Origin of the sequence: Streptomyces sp. NPDC013457 (assembly GCF_043089925.1) — a bacterium.
In the GTDB taxonomy this organism is placed as follows: Bacteria; Actinomycetota; Actinomycetes; order Streptomycetales; family Streptomycetaceae; genus Streptomyces.
This window is the reverse complement of the sequence record NZ_JBICBL010000008.1, coordinates 97838-121921: the sequence shown is the minus strand read 5'-3', so window position 1 is coordinate 121921 and position 24084 is coordinate 97838. Positions and strand designations below refer to the sequence as shown.

The 24084-nt window shown below is 72.2% G+C and carries 22 protein-coding genes and 1 pseudogene; 7 read left to right on the top strand and 16 right to left on the bottom strand.

All coding sequences use genetic code 11. The features are described from left to right. Window positions 1-5 precede the first annotated feature (5 nt). Window positions 6-614 carry an NAD(P)H:quinone oxidoreductase gene (wrbA, locus tag ACF1G2_RS22310; RefSeq protein ID WP_391799937.1) on the top strand — a complete coding sequence of 203 codons (609 nt, stop codon included), beginning with the start codon at window positions 6-8 and terminating at the stop codon, window positions 612-614. Window positions 615-816: 202 nt separating this feature from the next. On the opposite strand, the gene ACF1G2_RS22305 is transcribed toward wrbA, so the two are convergent. From ACF1G2_RS22305 to ACF1G2_RS22280, 6 genes are all read right to left on the bottom strand, one after another. Then, window positions 817-2025 (bottom strand): RNA polymerase sigma factor, encoded by a 1209-nt coding sequence (locus ACF1G2_RS22305; RefSeq protein ID WP_391799936.1) that lies wholly within the window; start codon window positions 2023-2025, stop codon window positions 817-819. Window positions 2026-2027: 2 nt separating this feature from the next. Further along, window positions 2028-2453 carry a YciI family protein gene (locus tag ACF1G2_RS22300; protein WP_391799935.1) on the bottom strand — a complete coding sequence of 142 codons (426 nt, stop codon included), beginning with the start codon at window positions 2451-2453 and terminating at the stop codon, window positions 2028-2030. A 194-nt stretch (window positions 2454-2647) separates the two neighbouring features. Next, complete coding sequence (locus ACF1G2_RS22295; RefSeq protein WP_391799934.1) at window positions 2648-3847, bottom strand: winged helix DNA-binding domain-containing protein; 1200 nt, start codon at window positions 3845-3847, stop codon at window positions 2648-2650. A 147-nt stretch (window positions 3848-3994) separates the two neighbouring features. After that, window positions 3995-5050, bottom strand: a complete 1056-nt coding sequence (locus ACF1G2_RS22290) for an aldo/keto reductase (protein ID WP_391799933.1) — start codon at window positions 5048-5050, stop codon at window positions 3995-3997. Window positions 5051-5222: 172 nt separating this feature from the next. After that, the gene (locus tag ACF1G2_RS22285; protein ID WP_391799932.1) at window positions 5223-6107 is read right to left on the bottom strand and encodes an alpha/beta fold hydrolase; all 885 of its coding nucleotides are present in this window, start codon (window positions 6105-6107) and stop codon (window positions 5223-5225) included. Continuing rightward, the gene (locus tag ACF1G2_RS22280) at window positions 6104-7114 is read right to left on the bottom strand and encodes a DUF5937 family protein (protein WP_391799931.1); all 1011 of its coding nucleotides are present in this window, start codon (window positions 7112-7114) and stop codon (window positions 6104-6106) included. Before ACF1G2_RS22280 ends, ACF1G2_RS22285 begins: the two co-directional genes overlap by 4 nt. Window positions 7115-7197: 83 nt before the next feature. On the opposite strand from ACF1G2_RS22280, the gene ACF1G2_RS22275 reads away from it, so the two are divergent. Next, entirely contained in the window at window positions 7198-8388 is a 1191-nt protein-coding gene (locus tag ACF1G2_RS22275) for an MDR family MFS transporter (RefSeq protein WP_391799930.1), read from the top strand. Between the two features lie 457 nt (window positions 8389-8845). Here the strand turns inward: ACF1G2_RS22275 and ACF1G2_RS22270 are convergent, their stop codons facing one another. Genes ACF1G2_RS22270 through ACF1G2_RS22260 form a run of 3 tightly spaced genes read right to left on the bottom strand, consistent with a single transcriptional unit; the run spans window position 8846 to window position 12226 of the window. Continuing rightward, window positions 8846-11125 carry an FtsX-like permease family protein gene (locus ACF1G2_RS22270; RefSeq protein WP_391799929.1) on the bottom strand — a complete coding sequence of 760 codons (2280 nt, stop codon included), beginning with the start codon at window positions 11123-11125 and terminating at the stop codon, window positions 8846-8848. Next, a complete protein-coding gene (locus tag ACF1G2_RS22265) occupies window positions 11122-11781 on the bottom strand; it encodes an ABC transporter ATP-binding protein (RefSeq protein WP_391799928.1) in 660 nt (219 codons plus the stop codon). The genes ACF1G2_RS22270 and ACF1G2_RS22265 overlap by 4 nt, the downstream gene beginning before the upstream one ends. A 31-nt stretch (window positions 11782-11812) precedes the next feature. Continuing rightward, window positions 11813-12226 (bottom strand): hypothetical protein, encoded by a 414-nt coding sequence (locus ACF1G2_RS22260; RefSeq protein WP_391799927.1) that lies wholly within the window; start codon window positions 12224-12226, stop codon window positions 11813-11815. Between the two features lie 246 nt (window positions 12227-12472). On the opposite strand from ACF1G2_RS22260, the gene ACF1G2_RS22255 reads away from it, so the two are divergent. Next, window positions 12473-13033 (top strand): hypothetical protein, encoded by a 561-nt coding sequence (locus tag ACF1G2_RS22255; protein ID WP_391799926.1) that lies wholly within the window; start codon window positions 12473-12475, stop codon window positions 13031-13033. A gap of 275 nt (window positions 13034-13308) precedes the next feature. Here the strand turns inward: ACF1G2_RS22255 and ACF1G2_RS22250 are convergent, their stop codons facing one another. Next, window positions 13309-14352, bottom strand: coding sequence for an aldo/keto reductase (locus ACF1G2_RS22250; RefSeq protein WP_391799925.1), 1044 nt, complete (start codon window positions 14350-14352; stop codon window positions 13309-13311). Between the two features lie 22 nt (window positions 14353-14374). Further along, entirely contained in the window at window positions 14375-15862 is a 1488-nt protein-coding gene (locus ACF1G2_RS22245) for an MFS transporter (RefSeq protein ID WP_391799924.1), read from the bottom strand. A 57-nt stretch (window positions 15863-15919) separates the two neighbouring features. Here ACF1G2_RS22245 and ACF1G2_RS22240 point away from each other — a divergent pair, with 57 nt between their 5' ends. The 3 genes from ACF1G2_RS22240 to ACF1G2_RS22230 all read left to right on the top strand — a co-directional run bounded on the left by ACF1G2_RS22240 (window position 15920) and on the right by ACF1G2_RS22230 (window position 18648). Beyond that, a complete protein-coding gene (locus ACF1G2_RS22240; protein ID WP_391799923.1) occupies window positions 15920-16798 on the top strand; it encodes a helix-turn-helix transcriptional regulator in 879 nt (292 codons plus the stop codon). Window positions 16799-17011: 213 nt separating this feature from the next. Then, window positions 17012-17554, top strand: coding sequence for a cupin domain-containing protein (locus ACF1G2_RS22235; protein WP_391799922.1), 543 nt, complete (start codon window positions 17012-17014; stop codon window positions 17552-17554). Next, the gene (locus ACF1G2_RS22230; RefSeq protein WP_391799921.1) at window positions 17554-18648 is read left to right on the top strand and encodes a 3-oxoacyl-[acyl-carrier-protein] synthase III C-terminal domain-containing protein; all 1095 of its coding nucleotides are present in this window, start codon (window positions 17554-17556) and stop codon (window positions 18646-18648) included. Before ACF1G2_RS22235 ends, ACF1G2_RS22230 begins: the two co-directional genes overlap by 1 nt. Window positions 18649-19157: 509 nt before the next feature. Here ACF1G2_RS22230 and ACF1G2_RS22225 read toward each other — a convergent pair. The 5 genes and pseudogenes from ACF1G2_RS22225 to ACF1G2_RS22205 form a co-directional block, all read right to left on the bottom strand. Beyond that, window positions 19158-19745 carry an AfsR/SARP family transcriptional regulator gene (locus ACF1G2_RS22225; protein ID WP_391800210.1) on the bottom strand — a complete coding sequence of 196 codons (588 nt, stop codon included), beginning with the start codon at window positions 19743-19745 and terminating at the stop codon, window positions 19158-19160. Between the two features lie 66 nt (window positions 19746-19811). Beyond that, window positions 19812-20009: pseudogene (locus ACF1G2_RS22220) on the bottom strand (winged helix-turn-helix domain-containing protein); the annotation flags it as partial. A gap of 329 nt (window positions 20010-20338) precedes the next feature. Continuing rightward, window positions 20339-20788, bottom strand: coding sequence for a MarR family winged helix-turn-helix transcriptional regulator (locus ACF1G2_RS22215; protein ID WP_391799920.1), 450 nt, complete (start codon window positions 20786-20788; stop codon window positions 20339-20341). A gap of 92 nt (window positions 20789-20880) precedes the next feature. Next, the gene (locus ACF1G2_RS22210; protein WP_383226446.1) at window positions 20881-21312 is read right to left on the bottom strand and encodes a hotdog fold thioesterase; all 432 of its coding nucleotides are present in this window, start codon (window positions 21310-21312) and stop codon (window positions 20881-20883) included. A gap of 10 nt (window positions 21313-21322) precedes the next feature. Continuing rightward, entirely contained in the window at window positions 21323-22891 is a 1569-nt protein-coding gene (locus tag ACF1G2_RS22205) for an MFS transporter (protein WP_391799919.1), read from the bottom strand. Window positions 22892-23072: 181 nt separating this feature from the next. Between ACF1G2_RS22205 and ACF1G2_RS22200 the strand changes: the two genes are divergently transcribed. Next, window positions 23073-24029 (top strand): aldo/keto reductase, encoded by a 957-nt coding sequence (locus ACF1G2_RS22200; protein ID WP_391800209.1) that lies wholly within the window; start codon window positions 23073-23075, stop codon window positions 24027-24029. The last annotated feature ends 55 nt before the right edge of the window (window positions 24030-24084 follow it).

The window sequence follows — 24084 nt, the reverse complement described above, 5'->3', positions numbered from 1 at the left end:
ACGCCATGTCCGTCAAGGTCGCCGTCATCTACTACTCGTCCACCGGCAGCGTGCACCAGCTCGCCCAGGCCGTCGCCGAAGGTGCCGAGAAGGCCGGCGCGGAGGTCCGGCTGCGGCGCGTGACCGAGCTCGCCCCCGACGCCGCCATCGACGGCAACCCGGCATGGCGCGCCCATGTCGACGCCACCGGTGACGTCGAGATCGCCACGCTCGACGACCTGGAGTGGGCGGACGCGTACGCGCTCGGCTCGCCGACCCGGTACGGCAACATCGCCGCCCAGCTGAAGCAGTTCATCGACACAACCGGCGGCCTGTGGGCGCGCGGCGCCTTCGCCGACAAGCCTGCGACGGCCTTCACGAGCGCCCACAACGTTCACGGTGGCAACGAGTCCACGCTGCTGGCGCTCTACAACACCTTCCACCACTGGGGTTCGGTCATCGTCTCCCCCGGTTACACGGACGCTTCCGTCTACGCCGCGGGAGGCAACCCCTACGGCACCTCGCACCCCGCCGCGAACGGTGCCCCGGACGAGAACACCCTCCAGGCCGCCCGCTACCAGGGCGCCCGCCTCGCGAAGATCGCCAAGCGCCTGAAGGGCCTCGCGACCGACTGACCCGCGGCGGCACATCGCCTTCCGCGTCCCCAAGGGCCGGGCCTCCGTACGGCGGAGGCCCGGCCCGTTGCCGTTCCGGCAAGCGGGCCAGATACCCCCAGGGGGTACTTCTGCTAGGGTCGGGGAGTCGGACCTGAACACCACCCTGACCCGCCTCAGCTCGGGCCCGGAAACTCCCTGACGGAGGCGGCCGGCCTCGCGTTCACCGGCTCAGTCGGGCGGCCTTGGTGTGGAGGTAGTGGCGTTCCGGGAGGCTGAGGGTGAGGGCGGCGGCCTGGGTGTAGGCGGCGCGGGCGGCTTCGGTCGCGCCCGTGCGCTCCAGGAGGTGGGCGCGGACCGCCCAGAGTCGGTGGTGGTCCTTCAGGCGGGGTTCCAGGGCGGTGAGTTCGGTGAGACCCGCCTCCGGGCCGTGGGTCATCGCGACGGCGACCACGCGGCCGAGTTCGGCCATCGGGTCGGGCCAGTCGGCGACCAGGACGTCGTAGAGGGCGAGGATCTGCGGCCAGTCCGTGTCCTCGGGAACGCGGGCCTCGTCGTGGAGCGCGGAGATCGCCGCCTGGAGCTGGTACGGCCCCGGCGGGCCCTCGGTCAGGGCCTCCTCCACCAGGGCCGTGCCCTCGGTGATCGCGGCCCGGTCCCAGAGCGACCGGTCCTGCTCGTCGAGCGGGACCAGTTCGCCGTGCGCGCCCGTGCGGGCGGCGCTGCGGGCCTCCGTGAGGAGCATCAGGGCGAGGAGCCCCGTCACCGTGGCCTCGCGGGGGAGCAGTCTGCGGACCGCCCGCGTCAGCCGGATCGCCTCCTGCGCCAGGTCGGCCCGGCGGAGGGCGGCGCCCGAGGTGGCGGTGTAGCCCTCGTTGAAGATCAGGTACAGCACCTGCAGGACCGTCGCCAGGCGTGCGTCCCGGTCGTCGGGGCCGGGCGGATGGAAGGGGTGGTCCCGCAGCTTCGCCTTCGCCCGGCTGATCCGCTGCGCGATCGTCGCCTCCGGTACGAGATGCGCCCGGGCGATCTCCGCCGTCGTGAGGCCACCGACCGCGCGCAGCGTCAGCGCGATCCGGGCGGCCGGCGCGAGCGCGGGGTCGCAGCAGAGGAAGAGCAGCGTCAGGGTGTCGTCGTCGGACGGCGCGGCCCGGGTCTCGCGGGGCTCCAGACGCGCCGCGGTCTCCTCCCGCCGGGCCCGCGCCTCGTCCGCCCGCAGTTGGTCCGTCAGCCGCCGCGCGGCCACCCGGATGAGCCAGCCCCGCGGATTCGCGGGCGTCCCGGACTCCGGCCACTGCCGGGCCGCGGCCAGCAGGGCCTCCTGCACGGCGTCCTCGGCGGCGTCGAAGTGCCCGTACCGGCGCACGAGCGCGCCGAGGACCTGCGGCGCGTGCCTGCGCAGCAGGTCCTCGACCCTCTCCTCCCCGTCCACGCTCAGCCGGCGAGGAACTCGGACTCGGACCGCTCGTCGATCTGGCGGATCACCACCGGGTACTCCGGCGCACCGTCGGGCTGCGGGCACCGCGCGACGCGCGCCGCGATCTCCGTGACCCGCTCCAGGCTCGCGCAGTCGAGAACCCAGTAGCCAGCGAGCAGCTCCTTCGTCTCGCTGTACGGCCCGTCGGTGATCACCGGCTGCCCGGCCTTGTCGACGGAGACGAACCGGGTCCTGGCCGGCTCGACGAGACCCTGCGCGTCGACGAGCTCTCCCGACTCCGCGAGGTCGTTGTTGATCGATCCCATGTGCTCGAACATCGCCTGCATGTCCTGCTCGCTCCACGCGGGGCCCTGCCCGGTGCTCTTGCCGGTCATCGTGTCGTAGTCGGCCTGGGACCCCTGCACCATGACGAGGTACTTCATGATGTTCTCCTTCGGAGGTGGTGGCTTCGCTTCACCCGTTCCCGGATGCCTTTCACAGGGGACGTCGGAGCCGCGTGCCGATTCTCGACACCTCGCCGGGAGCCGGAGGGGATTCTTCGGGATTCCACCCGGGGGGACCACGGACGCCCTTGCGCCGGCGCCGGTGCGTACCCGCGCCCGGGTACGCGAACGGGCTACGGCGCGCCCGCGAGCTCCCGTTCCAGCGGCGTACGGAACCGGGGCGTCACCCGGACCTCCCCCAGCCGGCCGCGCAGCCGCGCCGCCTCCGCCTCGACGGCCGCCGTCGCCTCCGCACCGCCCTCGTCACCCCGGCCGCTCAGGAGACGGACCGCGATCTCGCCGTCCGGGCGCTGCGCCCAGCCGCCGACGACACGGCCGTTCCACCACACGGTGGGGCCGATGTTGCCGTTGCGGTCGAAGAGCGCGGCCCGGTGCGCGGGATCGGTGTACCAGTCGCGGTGCTGCCAGCCCATCGCCGTCGGGTCCAGGGCGGGGAGCAGCGCCGCCCACGGTTCGGGGTCGGCCCGTACGGGTTCGAGGTCGTCGGGCAGGACATGGCCGGTGCCCTCCGCCAGCTCCACCGGCTCCGCGCCCGTCGCCGCGAGGGCCCTGCGGACGTCGGTGACCTTCCACCCGGTCCACCACTTCAGGTCCGCCTCGGTCGCGGGACCGCAGGCCGCCAGCCACCGCCGTACGAGTTCGGCGTGGGCGTCCTCGTCGCTCGGGTCGGGCTGCCGGGGCGTCGGCGACCAGCGGAACTGGCTGGAGGTCCACGCCCCCAGCGGGCGCCCCCGCGCGATCCGGCCCTCCATGCCGAGGATCCGCAGCAGCCGGCTGGAGAGGGGCTGGGGCCCTTCCTGCCGGGTGCCGACCCCGTACAGGTACTGCGCGCGCAGCCGTGGCACGGCCCGGCCCAGCTCCGCCCCGGTCGCCTCGCCCCGTGCCGTCAGCTCGGCCAGGACCTGCCGCTCGGTCTCGGCGAGCCAGGCCTCGTCGTACTCGCTGCCCTTGCGCAGGTCCCTGAGCAGCATCGTGCGCTCGCGGACGGCGACGTCGCGGGTGGTCGAGGCGTGGACGGCGGGGACGAGAGCGGTCGGGAAGACGAAGAGCGTGTGCCGCATGCCGTGCATCCGGGTGAGCGTCCGGTCCTCGTACAGGGCCCGTTCGAGCCCGGCCACCGGACTCCCGCCCCCGGCGAGCCGCGCCCCCACGGCGAGGAACACGCTCGCCGGGTCGGTCGCGTGCAGGGCCACGAGGGAGGCCGCGACCTCCTCGGCGCTCGACGCCCGCGCCGAAGGCGCCAGCCGGTGGCGTACGGCGAGGCGGGCCCGGCGTTCGTCGGCGTCGACACGGCGGCGTGTGTGCGTCCCCATACGAGCAAGCATGGACCAGGGGACGGCGCCGGGGCGGGCTTCCGGGCGGCGTGGCCGGCCCGCCGCGCGCGTACCCGTGCTCGGGCGGCCGCCGCGCGCGTGAGCCCACGCTCGGGCGGCCCGTCTCGCGCGCGAGCGGTCGCCTGGTCAGCCCGCCGCGCGGTCCGTCGTCGGCCTGCGCCGCAGCGACACGTCCGTCAGGGACTCCGGCTGCCAGACGCCGTCCGCCCGGTAGAGGTTCGTCCCCGGCGGGACGATCTCGTCGATCCGGTCGAGGACCTCGTCGTCGAGGACGAGCGACGCGCCCTTCAGCAGCCCCTCCAACTGCTCCCCCGTCCGGGGCCCGATGATCACGGACGTCACCGCAGGGTGCGCCGTCACGAACGCGAGGGCCAGCTCGGGCAGCGAGCAGCCGATCTCCTCGGCCAGGGAGGCCAGTTGCTCGACCGCGTCGAACTTGGCCGCGTTGCCGGGGAGTTCCGGATCGAAGCGGTGCGGGGTGAGCGCCGGGCGCCCGCCGGTCAGATCGACCGGCCGGCCCTTGCGGTACTTCCCGGAGAGGAACCCGGAGGCCAGCGGGCTCCAGGTCAGCACACCCATCCCGTACCGCCGCGCCACCGGCAGCACCGAGGCTTCCACGCCCCGCGCGAGCAGCGAGTACGGCGGCTGCTCGGTACGGAAGCGGCGCAGGCCGCGGCGCTCGGCGACGGCGTGCGCCTCGACGATCTCCTCGGCGGGGAACGTGGAGCAGCCGAACGCACGGATCTTGCCCTGGGCCTGGAGGTCGCCGAGGACGGAGAGCGTCTCCTCGATGTCCGTACGGTGGTCGGGCCGGTGGACCTGGTAGAGGTCGATCCAGTCGGTGCCGAGCCGCGTCAGGCTGTCCTCGACCGCCCGGGTGAGCCAGCGCCGGGAGAGCCCGCCGCGGGCCGGCCCCTCGCCCATCGGGAAGTACCCCTTGGTCGCGAGGACGGTCTCGGCGCGGCGGCGCGGGTCGCGCAGCGCCTTGCCCACGATCTCCTCGGACTCCCCGGTCGAGTACATGTCGGCGGTGTCCACGAAATTGACGCCCTGGTCGAGCGCGGCGTGGATGATCCGTACGGAGTCCGCGTGGTCGGGGTTGCCGACGGCGCCGAACATCATCGTGCCGAGGCAGTAGGCGCTGACTTCGATGCCGGTTCCGCCGAGTACGCGATAACGCATGCTTCTCATCTCCCCGTTGGGCGTACGGGCCGGGTGTGCGCGGCCGCTTCGGCGACGCACTCTAGAAGTTGGAGTGGACTCCAGCGCAAGGGGTGACTCGGCCCGGGCCTTCCCGGTCTTCCGGGCCGTCCGGGCCGTCCGGGCCGTCCGGGCAGTCCGAGCCGTCCGGGCCTTACCGGCCGTCCACGTCGCGGAGGAACGCGGCGAGCAGCTGTTGGAGTGCGTCTGGCCGCTCCAGATGGACGTCGTGCCCCGTGGCCGGGACGCTCGCGGTCCAGGTGTCGGGGCGCCGGCCGACCATGCCGTCGAACTCGTCCGCCGTGATGATCCCGTTCTGGGCGATCACCATGAGCTTCGGGCAGTCGATCGCCGCCCACTCCTCCCACCAGGCCCGGGTGGCGTTCTCGGCGAGCGAGCGCACCATGACCTCGGCGTCGAACCGCGGCCACAGCCCGCCGCCGTCCCGTTCCTCGAGGCCGGCCGCCCAGCCCTCGCCCACGGGGCCGCCGCCCAGGAAGCGCGCGGCCGCCTCCCGGGTGGGGAACGGCACCGGCCAGGTCTTCAGCCATGCGCCGATGTCATCGGCGACCCCCGGGTCACCCTGCGCGGCCCCGGCTTCGACGAGCACCACACCCCTCAGCAGGCCGGGGTGGGCGGCGGCGGTGAGCATGGCGGCGTGCCCGCCGAGCGACTGCCCGATCAACACGGGCCGGATGAGGCCGAGTTCCTCGATGACCGCCACGGCGTCGGCGACGTACGCGGCGCGTGAGGTGTCCTGCGGGAGCCGCTCGCTGAGGCCGTGCCCGCGCTGGTCGACGGCGACGACCCGGTGGCCCTCGGCCCGGAGCCGTACGGCGGTGGCGTCCCACTCGCCGGCGTGCCCGGCGAGCCCGTGCAGGAGGACGACGGCGGGCGAGGTCCCGAAGCCGTCGCCGCCGTCGCCGTCACCACCGCCGTCGCCGCCGTCACCACCGCCGTCACCGCCCCAGTCGCGGCAGGAGAGCCGTACTCCGTCGCGTATGACGACACGCTCGGACCAGGACCACGACCAGGTCATACGAGTTCCTCCGTGGGGGAGAGCAGGGCGTCCGCGACCGAGGTGCGGGCGTAGAGGACGGAGCGGCCGCTGCGGTGCGCGGTGACGAGGCCCGCGTCGCGCAGCGCGGTGAGGTGCTGGGAGACGGCGGCGGCCGACAGGCCGCAGTCGGCGGCGAGCCGGGTGGTGGAGGCCGGGGTGTCGAGTTCGGTGAGGAGCAGGGTGCGGGAGCGGCCGAGTACGGCGGCGACGGCATCGGTCGCGGCGGCCGCGCGCGGCTCCCAGAGGTTGCCGATACCGCGTGCGGGATAGGCGAGTTGGGGCGGTTCGGGTGCCACCGCGCGGGTCAGGACGCGGGGCCAGGCGAACGCCGAGGGGACGAGCAGCAGCCCGGAGCCCGCCTCGTCGCGGGTCAGCGCGCAGTGGCGGCGGACCAGGCGGAGGGTGCCGTCGTCCCACCGTACGGTCTCGTGCAGTTCGCTCAGGACGCGCGCAGAGCCGTGTTCGGCGACCTGCCGGGCGCGGTGGAAGACGTCGGCTTCGAGGAGGCGGCGGATGCGGGCCCAGTAGGGGGCGAGGGCGAGTTCCCAGTACGCCTCGATCTCGGCGACGACCTTCTCCAGGGCCTCCTCGGGGGCCTCGCGCAGCAGCCGCATACGGGGGGAGGGGCGGTGCCCGGGGCCGCGCGGCTCCTTGGTGCGGAGGATGTCCAGGTCCTTGCGCACCTGCGCGGGAGTGGAGGCGCGGATGGCGTCGAGCTCGGCGGCGAGGGTGGGGAAGGGGGTGGTGGGGGTCGGGTTGAGGAAGTCGGCGAGATAACCGTGCCCGGGGATCAGCTCGGCGAGCCAGCCGTGGTCGAGCCCGGCACCGCCGACCCGGGGCCGCACCTGAGCGGCCCAACGCCGGTGCAGGGGCGGGTCGTCGGCTTCGCGGAGCAGCCGGAAGCTGGTGACGACCTCCCACATGGGGGAGACCGCGAAGCGGGTCTGGGCCAGATCGGCCGCCGAGAAACTGAGTCCGGTCTCCACACGCGCCCCCTCGTCACCGACGGTGGATTCGGCCTGAGCTTAATCATTGGATGGGCCGGGTGTCCCGGGCGCATGGTCCTCGCATGCTCTCCTCCTTCCGCGGACTCCCGCCCACCGTGTGGACCCTCTTCGCCGGAACGGTCATCAACCGTCTCGGCTTCATGGTCACCCCCTTCCTCGTCTTCTTCCTCGCCGCGCGCGACGTCACGGGCCCGGAGACGACGTACGTCCTCGGCGCCCTGGGCGCGGGCAACCTCCTCGGCCCGGCCGTGGGCGGCGTCCTCGCCGACCGCGTGGGCCGCCGCCCCACGATGCTGCTCGGCCTCGTCGGCTCGGCGGCGGCGCAGGGCGCGCTGTTCGTGGCGCCCGGCGTGTGGACGATGGCGGTGGCGGCGCTGCTGATCAGCGCGATGGGGGCACTGGTCGGCCCGGCGGCGTTCGCGCTGATGGCCGACGCGGTCGACGCGGAGCGCAGGCAGCGCGCGTACGCCCTCTTCGGCTGGGGCGTGAACATCGGTACGGCGGTGGCGGGCGTCCTCGGCGGCTTCCTGGCGGCGCAGGGCTACTGGCTGCTGTTCGCGGTGGACGCGGGAACGATGCTGATCTACGCGGTGGTGGTGGCGACGCGCCTGAAGGAGGCGCGGCGCGAGGAGCCGGCACGGGGCGCGAAGGACGGCATCGGCTACGGAGTGGTGTTCCGGGACCGGCTGGCCCTGGCACTGCTCCCTCTCTTCGGGATCCAGCTCTTCGTCTACTCCCTGACGGAGGTGGCCCTGCCGCTCGCCGTCCAGGACAGCGGTCTGTCGCCGGCGGTGTACGGGGCGATGGCGGCGGTCAACGCGATCCTGGTGGTCGCGCTCCAGCCCCTCGTCACGGCGAGGCTGACCCGCCTGCCCCAGCTGTGGGTGCAGGCGGCGGGCAGCGTCCTGATCGCGGTCGGCGTGGCACTGACGGGCCTCGCGGACGGGATCGTGGGCTTCACGGTGTCGGTGGTCGTCTGGTCGCTGGGCGAGGTCGTGGTCGCGGGCATCGCGGCGACGGTCGTCGCCAACCTGGCCCCGCCCCACGCCCGCGGCCGCTACCAGGGCGCCTTCAGCTGGACCTGGGGCGTGGCCCGCTTCACGGCCCTCACCGTGGGCGTCACGCTCTACACGGGCGCGGGCCCGTCGACCCTCTGGTGGACGGCCCTGGCAGGCGGCCTGACGGCGGCGACGGCGACGCTGGCCCTGACGGGCCGGGTGACGAAGCGAACGGCGCACGCGCTGGCGGCGTGAGGGGCGGGCCGGGGGCGGGGCAGGGCCGTTGCCGGCCGGGGCGCCCGGGGACCCGGGGCGGGGCGGGCCGGGGCGGGCCGGGGCGGGGCGGGCCGGGGCGGGGCGGGGCCGTTGCCGGGGAGAGCCCCCGGCGCCTGGGGACCCGGGGCGGGGCCGGGGCGGGAGGGAGACCCTGGCGCCCAGGGACCCGGCCCCGGGCGGGGCCCCTGGGCGGGGCCCCTGGGCGGGGCCCCTGGGCGGGGCCCCTGGGCGGGGCCCCTGGGCGCGCGGGCCCTTGGCCCCCGACGAGCCCCTGGCGTGCGGGCCCGTTGCCCTCGACGAGCCCCTGGTGTGCGGGCCCGTTGCCCTCGACGAGCTCTTGGCGTGCGGGCCCTTGGCCCTCGACGAGCCTCCGGCGCGGGGGCCGTTGGCCTCCGACGAGCCTCCGGCGCCCGTCGCCCTGGCGCCCGGCGGCCGGTCAGTCGCGGCGGATGTGCTCAGGGTCGACGTGACGCCGGACGAGCGGCAGGGAGGCGACGGTGGCGGCGGCGAGCACGCCGAGGCAGCAGGCAAGGAGCAGGGGAAGCCCACTCCAGTCCCAGTGCACGGCCCCACCCCCGGTGATCAGATAACTGGACTCGGCCAGCCACCCGGTGACGACGGCGGCCCCGAGCCCGAGGGCCAGCGGCAACACCACCTGAGCACACTGCACAACCCGCAAGGTCGCGGCCCGCGCCCCGAGCAACGCGAGCGCGGCCACCTGAGCCCGCCGCTCCATGGCCCGATCGGCGACGGACACGACGAACGCAGCGACGCTGATGACGAGCCCGAGGACCATGCCGGCGGCTAGGAGGCTGCGGATGACGGTGAGTTGGGCTAGGGAGCTGATGACGATGCCGACGGGTTGGATCGTGGCGGTGGGGGCGATGGTGCCAAGGGCGTCGAGGGTGGTGCGGACTGACTCTGAGTCCGCGTCACTGAGTAGTACGAGCGTGGACTGAGCAGGAAGCTCGTGGGCGGGCATGAGGTTAGGTGGGATCAGCACGTCCGCTCCGAAGGCCGAGGGGTCGAACCCCCTCACGCTCACTTGTTGGCTCGGAACCGTGACGCTAAGCCTCCGGCCGTCGAGCTGGAACGGGAAGCTGCGCCCGGGTTGTGCATCCTCGTTACTCGAAAGCGTCGCATCGTGGAGGCGAAAAACCTGTCCGTCAACGCACCCCCGTGACCACTCTACGAATGCAGTCAGTTGAGCGCACGTTGCGATCACGGCGCGGAGGGAAGGCTGACGAGTGCCGTCGGGGCCTGGCGGCGAGAAGGAGGAAAGAGTGGTCGCGTGGGCCTTTACGCCCTCGGCTTCTGTCATCCTCTTCGCCTGCTCCGCTGTCAGCACGTCGTGCGCCACGTTGTACTCCTGAACCGGTGCCGTACGTCGACTGACCTGATCGAGCTCGACCAGTACACCTTGGGTCAGGGAGGCGGCGAAGATCAGGAGTACAAGCCCGGTGACCACGCGCAAGGAGGCACCCGGCTCCACTTCGGCGCGGCGCATCGCGAGTGCCAGAGGGAGCGATCGGGTGGTGCGGGCGAGCCTCCGAGCGAGCCACATGGTGATCGGCGGCAGCCCGAAAACCAGCCCAGCTCCGGTGAGTAGGACAGCGGCGGGGATGAGCAGCGAGTTGGCGGATCCCCCAGACGGATCCTTTCCCAGCACACTGAGCGCGCAGTAGCCGGCGATGACGCCGAGCCCGGGGAGCAGGAGCAGGGACCCGTATATCCGAGGCTGCTTGGGTTCGGCGGTGCGCCGGACATTGAGCGGGGTGAGCGCAGCCGCACGGGCGCTATGGCGTCCGACGAACCAGGCGATCGTCGGGCAGAGGATCAAGCACGCGGCGAGTGCGCCGACCCCGGGACGGCCGTCGGCGGGATACCAGTGAAGGCCAGGCAAGCCGATCCGCGCCATGATCTCGTTGACGAGGAGGTATCCGCCGGTGCCGACCAGCGCCCCAAGGAAGGCTGCTGAGACCGTCTCACCGGCGTTGACCCGGAGAGTGTCTTTGACGCTCATTCCTACAAGCCGCAGTGCGGCGAGCCGGCGGGTGCGTGATTCGGCCGAGAGCCTGGCGCACACCGACAGGAACACAGCGAGGGGGAGCAGGACCACGCAGGCGAGCGTGAAACGCAGGATGTCGAGCGTGGATTCATCAACCACCGTGTAGGGCGGCCACCGCGAACCGAAGTAGTCGACCTCTCTTGCCTGGGGCAGGTGAGCATGGGTACTGCCGACATACGCGAAGAGCTCGTCTGGTCCGGTGACGCCAGCCGACCCGATCGTGCCGACGACCACTCCTGGCAACAGGCCTGCCAAGGAGGGGTGGATCGCTAGTTCATCTCGCAGTCGGGGAGAGACAAGTACCTCGCCGGGAGCCGGCAGGCGATCCACACCCGGCGGAACCGGGGACGGACCGGAAGCGGGGCGAGCGACGAAGACTCGACGTAGCGGTTGGGAGCCGTAGGAATCCACCAGAGGGTCCATGGCAAAGGTGTTCGAGGGTGCTGACGGGCCTTCGCCTTCGCGCACTACCTGCGGGCTACGGGCGGCGGCCCGGTCGTCGTGGGCAGCGAGAATTCCTGGAATCGCGAGAACGGCGGCGAGGCAGGCCACCCCAAGCGAGCAGCCGAACGTCATCAGGAGAAAGCGGGCGCGGCCCCTACGTCCACCACGCCACACCAGCACCATGCCGAGCAGGAAGGGGTTCATTTCAGGATCCCGTCGGCCATCGTGTACCGGCTGTCGGCGTGCTCGGCCACCGTCGCGTCGTGAGTGACGATCACGACGGCCGTGCCCTGATCCCGTGCGAGCCGCAGGAACTCTTCCAGCACGGCGGAGGCGTTGACGCTGTCGAGCGCGCCGGTCGGCTCGTCGGCGAACACGACGTCCGGCCGGTGGACAAGAGCCCGTGCGACGGCGACCCGCTGGCTCTGCCCGCCGGAGAGCTGGGAGGTCCTGCGTTGCAGCAGCTCGGTCATCCCGAGCCGCCCGAGGACCTCCCCGGCAGCCGCATGCGCGGGCGCCTTGCGCTGGCCGGCGAGCCTCAGCGGCAGGGCCGCGTTCTCCTCGACCGTCAGCTCGGGAAGCAATTCCCCGTACTGGAAGACGAAACCGAACCGCTCCCGTCGCAGCGTGCTCAGATCGTCGTTGCTGAGCGACGAGAGCGCGGCACCGTCGAAAACCACCCTGCCGTGCGTGGGCGCGAGTACCCCGGCTAGGCAGTACAGCAGCGACGACTTTCCGGAACCGCTGCTCCCCATGATTGCCGCCACCTCCCCGCGCTTCAGCGTGAAGTCCGCACCACCGACTGCTTGGTGCGTCCCGTAGAAGAGATCCACGCTCTCGGCGCGGAGAATGGCGTTCATGGGCGAGGCTCCTGGGTTGAGTGGCCGTCGACTACAGGCGCTTGTACGACTTCGGGTGCGAGCAGTTGTCCGGCCTCAGGGAACCTCGATCGCGACAGACTCGAATGTCCGCGGTGCTTGTGTATCGCGCTGCACCGTCATAAACGATCTTGTCCAGCTTGACGGTCTTTGTCTGGACACCGTTGAAGCGGTTCCATCCGTAGCCCTCGACCTTGGCCTGGACGTACACGTTGTGTCCGTCCTTGGGCTTCCTGTCGACGAGGCTCCCCTTGAAATGGAAGCCGCCGTGGTTACGCCCCCGGGGTTCCCAGGTGTAGGACCAGTCCGAGAACGAGGCGCCCGTAGTCATAAGGCCCCCTACGGCGTGCCAGGAATCCGCAACCGCCACCCCCGCCCCACTCAAGAACAGCCCCGCCGCAACCGCTGCCGTCATCAACTTCCGCACGTTTCCTCCTGCTTGAGCACCCCCACCGGGTGTTGCACAGAGTGTTGCAGTGATCACGTAGCGCATGCGCGGGCGTAACGTCTCTGCCGCTGCGGACCCCCCGAACCGGTGACATCACCACACGAGTCCGACCACATCCCCACCCCCACCCTCACCCACATCCCCACCCCGGCCGGCCCGCCCCGTAGGAGTGATCATCGGTGTGGCGGCGTGAGGCGTCGGCGCTTCGGGGCCAAGGATGCGGGCATGCGCATTCCCACATCCCTGCCCCGCCGTGCCCTCCTCCCCCTCGTGGCCGCCGTCGCGTTGCTGGCCACGGCCGGGTCCTCCGTGGCGATCGCCGGGGAGGCCTGCGGGTCGGTCATCACGGCTCCGCTCGCCCGGCCCGTCTCCGCCGACGATCCCTGTCCGAGCGCCGACCCCGTCGTGTGCCGGATCCGAGTCCTTCCCATGGACGAGAAGGTGGAGGCCCAGCGGACCCGGATGCAGTACCACGAGCTCCTGGAGGACATGCACCGCACCGAGGCCAACATGCGTGAGGCGGGTGCGTCGGACGAGGAGATCGCCCGTGAGCTGGTCGACATGCGCAACCAGGCCAAGGCGATCACCCGCGCCGGCATGACCGAGGAGGAGGTCCGCATCCTGGAGGAGCGGAACATGGCCAAGTACGGCAACCCTCTCGGTCCCACGGCCGACCAGCTTTACGTCAAGTACGGCTCCTGGCAGCAGGTCATCGACGCGTCGATGCGTACCAGCTACGCGGTCGACCGCGAGCTGAGCCTCGAGTACCGGCCCTGCCCCGTCTAGCAGCCGGTCGGCAGGCGTCCCGGCAACCGTCTAGCAGCCGGCGGCCGGCAACCGTCTTGCAGCCGGTCGGCAGGCGTCCCGGCAACCGTCCAGCAGTCGGCGATCGGCAACCGTCGAGCAGTCGGCGGCCGGAAACCGTCCAGCAGTCGGCAACCGTCCAGCAGTCGGCGGCCGGCAACCCGTCGAGCAGTCGGCGACCGACAGCCGTCCCGCGGCCGCATGCGCGCGAGCCCCACGGGTACGTGACCCATGGGGCTCTCGCAGAACGATGGTCCTCACTCCCCGGCCGGCTCCTCCGGTTCCCTCACGCGGTCCGCGTCGCAGTACTCCTGGTGCCAGTACGGGTACGGAAGCGGCGGCGCGCTGACCCCGTCGAGAGCGGCACGCTCCTCCTCGGTCAGCGACCAGGCCGTCGCGGCCAGGTTCTCCGCCAGCTGGCGTTCGTTGCGGGCGCCGATGACGACCGAGGTGACGCCGCGGCCCTCCAGTACCCAGCGCAGCGCCACCTGGGCCGGGGACACCTCCCGCTTCTTCGCGATCTCGCGGAGGACCTCGATCGTGTCGAACGTGCGCTCCGGGTCGACCGGTTCGAAGTAGCCGACCGCCCGCCGCGTGCCCGCCGGGGGCCTGCCGCCCCGTTCCTGGTGGCCGCTGAGCAGCCCGCCCGCGAGCGGGCTCCAGACCATGACGCCGACCTCCTCCGCCTCGGCCATGGGCAGCAGCTCCCACTCGACCTCGCGGGCGGCCAGGCTGTACTGGATCTGGTGCGAGGCGAACCGCTCCAGGCCCTGCCGCTCGCTGGTGGCCAGCGCCCGGGTGAGCTGCCAGGACGTCAGGTTCGACGCGCCGACGTAGCGGACCTTGCCGGCCCGTACGAGATCGTCGAGGGCCCGCAGGGTCTCCTCCCACGGTGTCCGGCCGTCCCAGCCGTGTGTCTGGTAGAGGTCGATGTAGTCGGTGCCCAGGCGGCGCAGACTGGCTTCGACCGAGCGGACGATGTGGTGCCGGGAGAGCCCGCGGTCGTTCGGGCCGCTGCTGCCGTCCGGCATCTGCCAGCGCACCTTCGTCGCGATGACGACGTCCTCGCGACGGTCGCCGAGGGCCGCGCCGAGCACCTCCTCGGACTGTCCGGCGGAGTACATGTCGGCGGTGTCGAAGAAGTTGACGCCCGCGTCCATGCTCTGGTGGACGAGCCGTCGGGCCTCGATGGTGTTGAGCCGGCCCATGTGCTGGAAGCCGTGGCGGCCCCCGAACGTCATGGTGCCGAGGCAGATCTCGGAGACCTGCAGGCCGGTACGGCCCAGGTAGCGCATACGCATTCGGATCGTGCTCCTCGGTCTGTCAGCGCGCCGCGATCTGCTGGTCGGCCAGTGGAGTCCCGGTCCCGGTCCCGGCCCCCGCGTCAGGCGCAGTAACCGTCTGGCGGGGTCGGAGGAACGCGATGGCGACCAGGCCCGCGAGGAGCAGCGCGCCGGCCGCGAGGAGCAGACCGTTCTGTACGCCGTCGAGGACCGCGGCCGGGCCGCTGCCGCCGGCCGAGTCGATGCCGGCCGCGGCGACCGTGGCCAGGATCGGGGTGCCGACGGTGACACCGAGCTGCTGGCCGGTGTAGGCGAGACCCGTGGCGAGGCCCTGCTCGTGGTCGGGCAGGCCCGAGGTGGCGGTGATCATGTAGCCGACGACGGCGAGGAGGTGGCCGAAGCCGCCGGTCGCGGTGGCGACGAGCAGCAGCGGCATGCCGCCCTCGGTGTCGAGGAAGTAGAGCGCCGCGGTGCTCGCCGCCTGCAGCAGCAGACCGTAGACGAGCGCGCGGTGGACACCGATCCTGCCGATGATCCGGGCGGCGAACGCGCCGCCGAGGACGGCCGCGACGCCCAGCGAGGCGAACGTGAATCCGGCGTTGAGCGGGCTCATCCCGCGGACCTGCTGCATGTAGAGGGTCAGCAGGAAGACCATGCCGGTCATCATCGCGAAGGTGACCAGGCCGGTGGTGTTGCCCCAGCTGACGGTCCGCCGGCGCAGTACCCGCAGGTCGACGAGCGGGGCGGTGACGCGGGACTCGACGGCGAAGAAGGCGATCAGGAGCACGAGTCCGGCGCCGAGGGAGAGCAGGGTCGTGGTGGAGGCCCAGCCGTTGCGTTCGGCGGAGGTGATGCCGAAGATGATCGACAGCAGGCCGCCGGTGACGGTGACCGCGCCGAGGAGGTCGAGCCTCGGCGTCTCCTCGTTACGGCTCTCCTTGATCAGGATCGGGGCGGCGATCGAGGCGACGATCCCGACCGGGACGCTGATGAAGAGCGTCACCCGCCAGCTGGTGAGGTCGGTGACGACCCCGCCGAGGACCACGCCCGACAGGAAGCCGAGCGACAGCAGGGCGCCGTTGATGCCGAGCGCGCGGTCGCGCTGCGAGCCCTCCGCGAAGCTGGTGGTGAGCAGCGACATCGCCGCCGGGGTCAGCATCGCCGCCGCGACGCCCTGTGCGGCACGGGCCGCGAGCAGGAATCCGGGCGTGGGGGCGAGGCCGCCGGCCAGCGAGGCGACGGTGAAGAGCACCATGCCCGCGATGAACCAGTTGCGACGGCCGTAGAGGTCCGCGGCCCGGCCGAAGAGCAGCAGCAGGCCGCCGGACGGCAGGGCGAACGCGGTCACGACCCACTGGAGGTCGCTCAGTTGGAAGCCCAGGTCCTCGCCGAGGACGGGGAGGGCGACGCTGAGGATGGAGAAGTCCAGGGCGAGCATGAACTGCGCGCCGCACAGGAGCGCGATGATGAGCCACTGGCGGGTCGTGAAGGGCACCTTGCCCTGCGAAGTGGCGGAGTCGGAAGTCATGCCAGAAGGCTGGCAAATATCGCCACGGCGTGGGGAGCGCGAAAGTATCATGGGTTCATGACCACCAGCCTCAACGCGGTACGGGAGCCCCGCCGACGCGAGGAGCTCAAGCACTTCCTGCGCACGCGCCGGGAGCGTCTCGGCCCCGAGGACGTGGGTCTTGCTCCCGGTGGTCGCCGGCGTACTCCGGGACTGCGCCGGGAGGAGGTCGCGATGCTGGCCGGCATCGGTGCCTCCTGGTACACGTGGCTCGAACAGGGCCGGGACATCAAGGTGTCGGAGCAGGTCCTGGACGCGATCAGCCGGACGCTGTTGCTCGACGCGGTGGAGCGGGACCACCTGTACCGGCTGGCGGGGATGAACCCGCCGCGGCGCACGGCGGCGGACGAGCCGGGAGATCCGGCCCAGTTGACGGCTCTGCTGGAAGGCTGGATGCCGAGCCCGGCGTACGTCATCGACCGGTGCTGGAACATCGTGGGGGCCAACCGGGCCGCCGAGCTGGTCTTCGGCTTCGGCGAGGGTGACACCAACTGCCTGGTGGCCTTCTTCACCAACCAGGCCTTCCGGGCGCGCCATCGCTACTGGGCGGAGGTCGCGCCGGGCCTGGTGTCCGAGTTCCGCCGTGACGCCGCGCGGTACCCCGAGGAGCCGGAGTTCACCCGGATCGCGCGCCGACTCGAGGCGGAGAGCGCGGAGTTCGCGTCGTTGTGGTCACGGTACGAGCTGACGGCGACCAACCAGGGCGTGAAGGCGATCGACCATCCGTGGGCGGGGTGTCTGATCTTCGATCACTCGGTCCTCGAGATCCCGGACCGCCCTGGCATCCGTCTGATGCTTCACACGGCACGGTCCGGTACCGATGTACGCGAGCGGGTCGTGGAGCTGCTCGCGCGGGACGAGCGGAAGGGCCGGATCTCGCTGGTCGAGGCGGGCTGAGGCGGGCTGAGTCGGGTGGGGCGGGCTGAGACGGGCTGAGGCCGGTTGAGGCGGCTGAGGCGGGTGGGGGCGGGCTGATCCGCGAGGTCCGCACAAGAACCGCTGAAGGCCGACAAGAGGCCAGCCCAGGAAGCCAAGACAGACCACGATTCAGTGCCAATGCTCTGATAAACATGGCTGCGGTCAGGTTCCCGTGAGCAGAGGACGTTTCCCGTGGTCAAGAAGAGCAAGCTCGTCACGGCCGGTGCCGTCGCCGCTGTGGCGTTCGGCGTCGGATTCGCCACCCAGCCCGTCGCCCAGGCCGAGATACCGCCGGTGAGCGCGGTCGTGCTGAGCGAGGGCGTCACGTCGGCACCCTTCAAGATCAAGGCGAACGGCGACCGCAAGGTCCTCTACCGCAAGGCGGTCGTGCAGCCGGGTGCCTCCACGGGCTGGCACTACCACCTCGGCGAGGAGATCGCCGTCATCGACTCCGGTACCTTCACCCGGATCGAGGGCGCGGACTGTTCGGTACGGGAGTACGGCCCGGGCGAGTCGCTCGTGGAGCCCGTGGGCCCCGACACCGTGCACATGGGCATCAACAACGGCACGGAGCCGGTCGAGCTGTACGTCGTCGACATCCTCCCCAAGAACGCCACCGGCCCGACCAAGGCGGCGCCCGACCCGGGCTGCGAGGTGCCCGGGCAGAGCGCTGTGGGGCAGAGCGCTACGGGGCAGAGCGCGGCCGGGAAGCGCGCGGCCGCCGGGGCCGAGTGATGCGTCTCCCCAGCCCGTTGGGCATCTCCGCCCCCTCGGTCTGGCTGCCCGCCGGGCGCCAGAGCTCCGAGGAGGCCGTCGCGAGGGAGCTGGTCGACGCCGAGACCGCCGAGGAGCTGGGCTACGACCGGCTTCCGGTGGCCGACCTCGCCCCGCCCGAGATGGCGGTCGAGGCCGGCCGCCACGCCCTCGCGACTGCGGGGGTGGACGCCGCAGCCGTGGGCCTGGTCATGCACGCCTGGATCCACTACCAGGGCCACGACCTGTGGTCCCCCGCGCACTTCGTCGCCGACGGGATCGGTGCCAGGGACGCCGTGCCCGTCGGCGTCCAGCAGGTGTGCAACGGCGGCGCGGCGGCCGTGGAGCTGGCCGCCGCCCGGCTCTTCGTCGAACCTGAGCTCGGCCACGCCCTGATCACCACGGCCGATGCCTTCGTGGAGCCGGGCTTCGACCGCTGGAGCGGGGACTACGGCATCGCGTACGGAGACGGGGCCACCGCGCTCGTCCTGCACCACCTGCCGCGGACCGAATCCGAAACCGGAACCACGCCCGGAACCACGCCCGGAACCGGGGCCGGGGCGGCGGGTGCGACCGGAGGCGGCCGGCCGGCCGACCTCGTCCTGCACGCCCTCTCCACCGTGGCCGCGCCGAGCCTGGAGCGGATGCACCGGGGGGACGACCCGTTCAGCCCGGCGGCCCGCTCCCTCGGGCCGCGCGTCGACATCCGCCGTACCAAGAAGGCGTTCCTCCAGGCGGAGGGCATGGAGGCGTTCACCGGGGCGAGCGCCGCGGCGCTGCGGTCGGCGGTGGGCGACTGCCTGGCGGCTGCGGGCGATGTGGCGCTGCGGTACGTGGTGGCGCCGCGTCTTGGCCGCAAGACCGTCGACCTGGCCTACGCGCCGGAGCTGACGAAGCTCACCGGTGCGGAGTTGCTGCGGCCCGGCGCCGACACCGGGCACCTGGGCGCCGGAGACGCCGCGGCCAGCCTCGCGGACCTGCACTCCCGGCGGCTGCTCGGCCCCGGCGAGTACGCCCTCGTGGTGAGCGCCGGCGCCGGCTTCACCTGGTCGTGCCTGCTCGTCAGCGGGACCTGAGGAACCGAGGACCGCGGGTCGGCGGCGCCGCCCCCGTGCCCAGGCCCGCCGGTCACCCGCGCCTGGCGCCCCCAGGGCCGTGGTTCGACGGGCCCCGACGCGCCGAGGGCTCCGGCATGACGAGGACCTGCGGTTCGACGGGCCCCGACGCGCCGAGGGCTCCGGCATGACGAGGACCTGTGGTTCGACGGGCCCCGACGCGCCGAGGGCCCCGGCATGACGAGGACCGCGGGGGGGGGGGGGGGGGGGCCCGCCCCCCCCCCCCCCCCCGGGGGGGGGGCGCCCCCCCCCCGGGGCGGGGGGGGCCCCCCCCCCCCGCGGGCGGGCCCCCCCCCGGGGGCGCGCGGGGGGGGGGCGGGCGCCCCGCGGGCCCCGCCCCGCGGGGCCCCGCGGCCGGCCCCCCCCCGCGGCGGGGGGTGCGCGGCCCCGCGGGCGGGGGGGGCCCCCCCCCCCCCCCCCCCCCGCGGTCCTCGTGTCTCCGTGCCGCCCGTGGCCGGACGGCTCCCCCGTCAGCCGGTCGCCCGCATCTGGGGGGCCAGGTGCACCACATGCCGCATCGCTCTGCGGTCCGCCTGCCGTACGACCACGTCGGCGGCGGCCCGCAGCCGCGGCCAGTCCAGGGACGGTTCGCCGCGGAGGATGTCCTGCTCCAGCTGGACCAGGAACGGTGAGGGCTCCAGGCCCAGTTCCTCCACGAGCCGGGCGCGCAGCCGCCGCATGACGGCGAGCGACTCGGCCCGCCGGCCGCAGCGGTACAGGGCGAGCATCAGGTGCCGGTGGAAGTTCTCGTGCAGCGGGTGGCGGGTGGTGAGCTCGGTGAGCTCAGGCACCAGAGTGTGGTGTGCTCCGCGCTGGAGATCGGCGTAGATCCGGTGCTCCAGCGCGCACAGCAGGGACTCCTCGAGGTGGACGATCCGGGCGCCGAGCAGCTCGCCGGCCTCCACGTTGACGAGCGCGGGCCCGCGCCAGAGTCCGACGGCCCGGTGCAGCAGGTCCGATGCCTGGACGAATTCCTCACGCTGAATCGCCGCGTTACCGGTCGCGACGAGCATCTCGTACTCCGTGGAGTCGAGAGCGACATTCGCGGTGGACAGCACATAGCTGCCACCCTCGGTTATCAGGATTTCCTCGGCGACCTGATTGGCGCTCTTTCCGAGGGATTCTGCGATGGTACGCCGGACCTGTCCGATGTAAGTCTGTATTGTGGCGGTGGCCGTTCGCGGCGGATTGTTCCCCCACAACTCCTGAACGAGTGCGTGGACGGATACGGCGCTGTCCGCATTGACAGCGAGTAAAGCCAGCAGTCGGCGCGGCTTGGGCGCCAGGACGATCGGTTCAAGCTCGTCGTTCAGGATCGTCATCGGTCCCAGGACATGAATCTGCACGACTCCCCCTTGTCTGCACCACTCCCCCTGAATTGGGCCATCCATCCCGTCGGTGGCGAAATGGTTGATCCCTGCATCCCCCGTAGCCCGTGGTGCGCAGCACGCGAGACCAGCCAACCATAGCAGGACCCTGTCCTAAAACTGTTTAGGGTCAGCCCTCGGTGGCAAACATTTACACGTTCTGTTCCTGCTATTTACTTTGGTCGCAGCAGTTCGGCCGCAACAGCGAAAAAAGGAAACCGCGGTGATTCGTCGTAGCTGAATTCACCGTGGTTTCCTCAGGTCACGCCAAGGGATTCGGAGGGCTATTCCAAGGACCCCAGGACGGTGATCGCCCGCTCCAGGTACTCCCGGAAGTGGGCGAGCTCCTCGGGCGTGAACTCGGCGCTCAGCGAGCCCTCGACACGCAGGGCCGCCTTGTCCGCCTTCTTGGCGATGGCGCGGCCGGCCCGGGTCGCCCGGTTGACCACGACCTTCTGGTGGAGCTCCGAGGGCTCGCGAAACACGAGATCGGCCTTCTCCAGGTTGGTCAGGACCGTGGCCATCGTCTGCGGCGTGACCATGCACTCACGCGCGAGCTGTGCCGCGGACATGCCGTCGGAGAGCGACAGCAGCAGTAGGACCGAGTACTGCGGAACCGTCAGTCCGAATTCGCGCAGCACTTCGGTCTTGCGTCCGATGAGGGCCTGCTCCGCCCTCTTGATCGTGTGCCCGAGTCGGCCGGCGGCGACCGTCTCCGTCGTCGTGTTCGCCATGTCAATAGTCTTGCATACGGCAGAGGACGAAGCAGTAGTCGCGCATTGCCGCCTTCGGGCAGGCCCGCGGTCGTTCCCCGGGGCCTCCCGGGTCACCGGCTCGACCGGCGCCGGGCCGGCGGGATCGCGCAGGTCAGCCGGGCGGTGCAGGTGCGCCGCCCGCGGTCGTCGGTGATGACGATCTCGTACGTGGCGGTGTGGGTGCCCACGTGCAGTGGCCGGCAGTGGCCGGTGACCTTGCCCGAGCGTGCCCCGGCGTGGTGGGTACAGGACAGTTCCTGGCCGACGATGATCCGGTCGGCGCCCGCGTGCACCCAGGCCGCGAGCGAGCCGAGGGTCTCGGCGAGCACGGCGTTGGCTCCGCCGTGCATCAGTCCGATGGGCTGACGGTTGCCCGACACCGGCATGGTGCCGATCACGAGATCGGGCTCGCACACGCTGATCTCGATGCCGAGGCGCTCCACGAGCTGCTCGTCGACGTAGGGCGGCAGGACCTCGACGGGTCCGAGGGCGGTCTGGGTCACGGTCGCCCCCTCAGTGCGCGGCGGCGGGCTCGGGCGCCGCCGCGGCCGGGTCGCCGTCGGACGCGTCGTCGGACCCTTCGGCGGAGTCCTTACGGCCCTTGAGCAGGCTGCCGACGACGACCGCGCTGACCACGCACGCCGCCGCCACGATCCACATGGTGGTGTGCAGGCCGCTGCCGTACGCGTCGGTCATCGCGGCCACGGCCCGGTCCCGCACCTCGCCGGCCGGCAGTTCGCCCGCGGCCTCGGTCAGGCCGCCCTGCAGCGTCCGCGAGGTCAGTGCGTCGGCGCCGCCCGGGAAGGCGGAGACGGCGTCGCTGTCGAGGGCGCTCTTGGTGAGGGCCGTGACGAGGGTGGCCAGACCGGCCATGGAGACGGCGTCGGAGGCGAGCCGCACCGTGTTGAACATGCCCGCGGCCATGCCCATCCGCTCGGGCTCGACGGCCGAGACCGCCGCGCCGTCCAGGATGCCGAGGGAGATGCCGTAGCCGATGCCGAGGCAGAGCAGCGGGCCTGCCAGCGCGGCCGTCGAGGCGCCCGGGTCCACCATCGTCAGCCAGGCGGCGCCGACGGCGGAGAAGGAGAGGAGTACGACGAACAGGGCGCGCTGCGAGACCTTCTGGGCGATCACACCGGTGATGGCGGGCATCACCAGCGACGGGCCGGTGAGCAGCAGCAGGACCAGACCGATGCGGACGGCCGACAGGCCGCTGGTGGAGGTCAGGTACGGCGGGAGCACGATGACGAGGGCGACGAAGCTGAACGCGAGGACCAGCGGCACCAGGCAGACGGCGAGGAACTGCGGGCGGGCGAAGAGGCCCAGGTCGAACATCGGGTGCTCGGCTCGGCGTTCGACGGCGACGAACGTCGCCATCAGGACGAGGCATACGGCGAAGGAGCCGAGCACGACCGGGTCGGTCCAGCCCCGGCCGGGGCCCTCCACCAGGGCGAGGACGAACAGGGCGACGCCGAAGCCGAAGGCGAGGGTGCCGGGCCAGTCGAACCGCGGTCCGCGCTGGGGTTCCGTGCGGGGCAGCAGCGGGGTGCTCAGCAGGACGAGCGCGGAGACGGCGGCCAGGACGAGGAAGACCGAGCGCCAGCCCCACAGGTTGACCAGGACGCCGCCGAACATCGGCCCGAACGCGAGACCCGCGCCGAGGAACGTGCCGAACAGGCCGAAGGCCTTCGCGCGGGCGGGGCCGTCGAAGGACTGCGCCAGGATCGCGGTGATGGAGGCGAGCGCCGCGCCGCTGCCGAAGCCGGCGATCGCGCGCGCCGCGTCGAGCAGCAGGATGCTGTTCGCCAGACCGGAGACGGTCATCCAGAAGGCGAAGAAGGCCATGCCCCAGGTGAACATCCTGCGGTGGCCGATGCGGTCGGCGAGCGAGCCCATGGCGGCGAGGCTGCTGGACGCGGTCAGCATGTAGCCGTCGACCACCCACTGCGCGGCGGCGAGCGAGCTGTTCAGGTCGGCGCCGATGTCGGGGACGGCCACGGAGGGACCGGTCACGACCAGGGTCATGAGCGGGCCGACGACGCACGCCGCGGCGAGCGTCGCCCGCGGGTTGCCGGTGGACACGGAGGATCACCTCTGTCTTATTCGTAGTCAGCTATGTGTATGAGCTCTGGCATAGAGTAGGGGGCTGAACATAGAGGATGTCAATGTCGTATGGCAGAGTTCTGCTTGAAGGCGAGGGTCTGCTGTTCGACTCAGGGAGCACAGGACTCGCAGGCACAAGGGGAAAGGCGGTGCGCACGTGATGCGCAGGATCCAACTGGGCGGCTCGGAGCGGACCTTCGCGGCCGTCGGCCTCGGCTGCATGGGGATGTCGTGGGGGTACGACGAACTGGGCCGGGACGAGAGCGAGTCCGTCGGCGTCATCCGTCACGCCCTCGACCTCGGCGTCGACCTCATCGACACGGCCGACCAGTACGGCCCGTTCACCAACGAGCTGCTCGTCGGCAAGGCGCTGCGGGGCCACCGCGACCGGGCGCTGCTGGCCACCAAGGGCGGACTCGTCGTGGACGACCCCGCCACCTACCGCAGCCACCGGGACGGCCGGCCCGAGTACCTGCGCGCCGCCGTCGAGGCGAGTCTGGAGCGGCTCGGTGTCGACCACGTGGACCTCTACCAGCTTCACCGCATCGACCCCGAGGTCCCGGTCGAGGAGAGCTGGGGCGCGCTCGCGGAGCTGGTGAAGGAGGGCAAGCTCGGCGCCCTCGGGCTCTCCGAGGCGTCGGCGGAGGAGATCGGCCGGGCGCACGCGGTGCATCCGGTTGCCTCCGTGCAGAGCGAGCTGTCCCTGTGGAGCCGTGACGCGCTGACGGACGGGGTGGTGGAGTTCTGCGGGCGCGAGGGCATCGCGTTCGTCGCGTTCGCCCCCCTCGGCCGCGGCTTCCTGTCCGGACTCATCAGTGGTCCGCAGGACCTGCCGGCGGTGGACGGGCGGCACCGGATCCCGCGCTTCCAGCCGGAGGCCATCAGCGCCAACCAGGCGATCGTCGAGCGGGTGCGGTCCGTCGCCGACGGGCTCGGCGCGACCGTGGCCCAGGTGGCGATCGCGTGGGTGCTCGCCCAGGGCGAGCACGTGGGCGTCATTCCCGGGACCAAGACCCGCCGCTACCTCGAGGACAACGTGGCCGCCGGATCGCTGGTCCTGCCGCCCGACGCGCTGGAGCGGCTGGCCGAGCTGCCCGCGGCGGTCGGCGCGCGCTGAGACGCCCGGTTCGCCCCGGAGGCGCCGGTGGGCGGTTCCCACCGGCGCCCGGCGC

Coding starts and splice junctions, on each gene's coding strand:
- ACF1G2_RS22290 (WP_391799933.1), bottom strand. CDS start 5,050: ATGCGTTATCGCGTACTCGGCGGAACCGGCATCGAAGTCAGCGCCTAC.
- ACF1G2_RS22265 (WP_391799928.1), bottom strand. CDS start 11,781: ATGAACGCCATTCTCCGCGCCGAGAGCGTGGATCTCTTCTACGGGACG.
- wrbA (WP_391799937.1), top strand. CDS start 6: ATGTCCGTCAAGGTCGCCGTCATCTACTACTCGTCCACCGGCAGCGTG.
- ACF1G2_RS22295 (WP_391799934.1), bottom strand. CDS start 3,847: ATGGGGACGCACACACGCCGCCGTGTCGACGCCGACGAACGCCGGGCC.
- ACF1G2_RS22245 (WP_391799924.1), bottom strand. CDS start 15,862: ATGACTTCCGACTCCGCCACTTCGCAGGGCAAGGTGCCCTTCACGACC.
- ACF1G2_RS22285 (WP_391799932.1), bottom strand. CDS start 6,107: ATGACCTGGTCGTGGTCCTGGTCCGAGCGTGTCGTCATACGCGACGGA.
- ACF1G2_RS22200 (WP_391800209.1), top strand. CDS start 23,073: ATGCGCAGGATCCAACTGGGCGGCTCGGAGCGGACCTTCGCGGCCGTC.
- ACF1G2_RS22255 (WP_391799926.1), top strand. CDS start 12,473: ATGCGCATTCCCACATCCCTGCCCCGCCGTGCCCTCCTCCCCCTCGTG.
- ACF1G2_RS22270 (WP_391799929.1), bottom strand. CDS start 11,125: ATGAACCCCTTCCTGCTCGGCATGGTGCTGGTGTGGCGTGGTGGACGT.
- ACF1G2_RS22250 (WP_391799925.1), bottom strand. CDS start 14,352: ATGCGTATGCGCTACCTGGGCCGTACCGGCCTGCAGGTCTCCGAGATC.
- ACF1G2_RS22230 (WP_391799921.1), top strand. CDS start 17,554: ATGCGTCTCCCCAGCCCGTTGGGCATCTCCGCCCCCTCGGTCTGGCTG.
- ACF1G2_RS22215 (WP_391799920.1), bottom strand. CDS start 20,788: ATGGCGAACACGACGACGGAGACGGTCGCCGCCGGCCGACTCGGGCAC.
- ACF1G2_RS22275 (WP_391799930.1), top strand. CDS start 7,198: ATGCTCTCCTCCTTCCGCGGACTCCCGCCCACCGTGTGGACCCTCTTC.
- ACF1G2_RS22300 (WP_391799935.1), bottom strand. CDS start 2,453: ATGAAGTACCTCGTCATGGTGCAGGGGTCCCAGGCCGACTACGACACG.
- ACF1G2_RS22240 (WP_391799923.1), top strand. CDS start 15,920: ATGACCACCAGCCTCAACGCGGTACGGGAGCCCCGCCGACGCGAGGAG.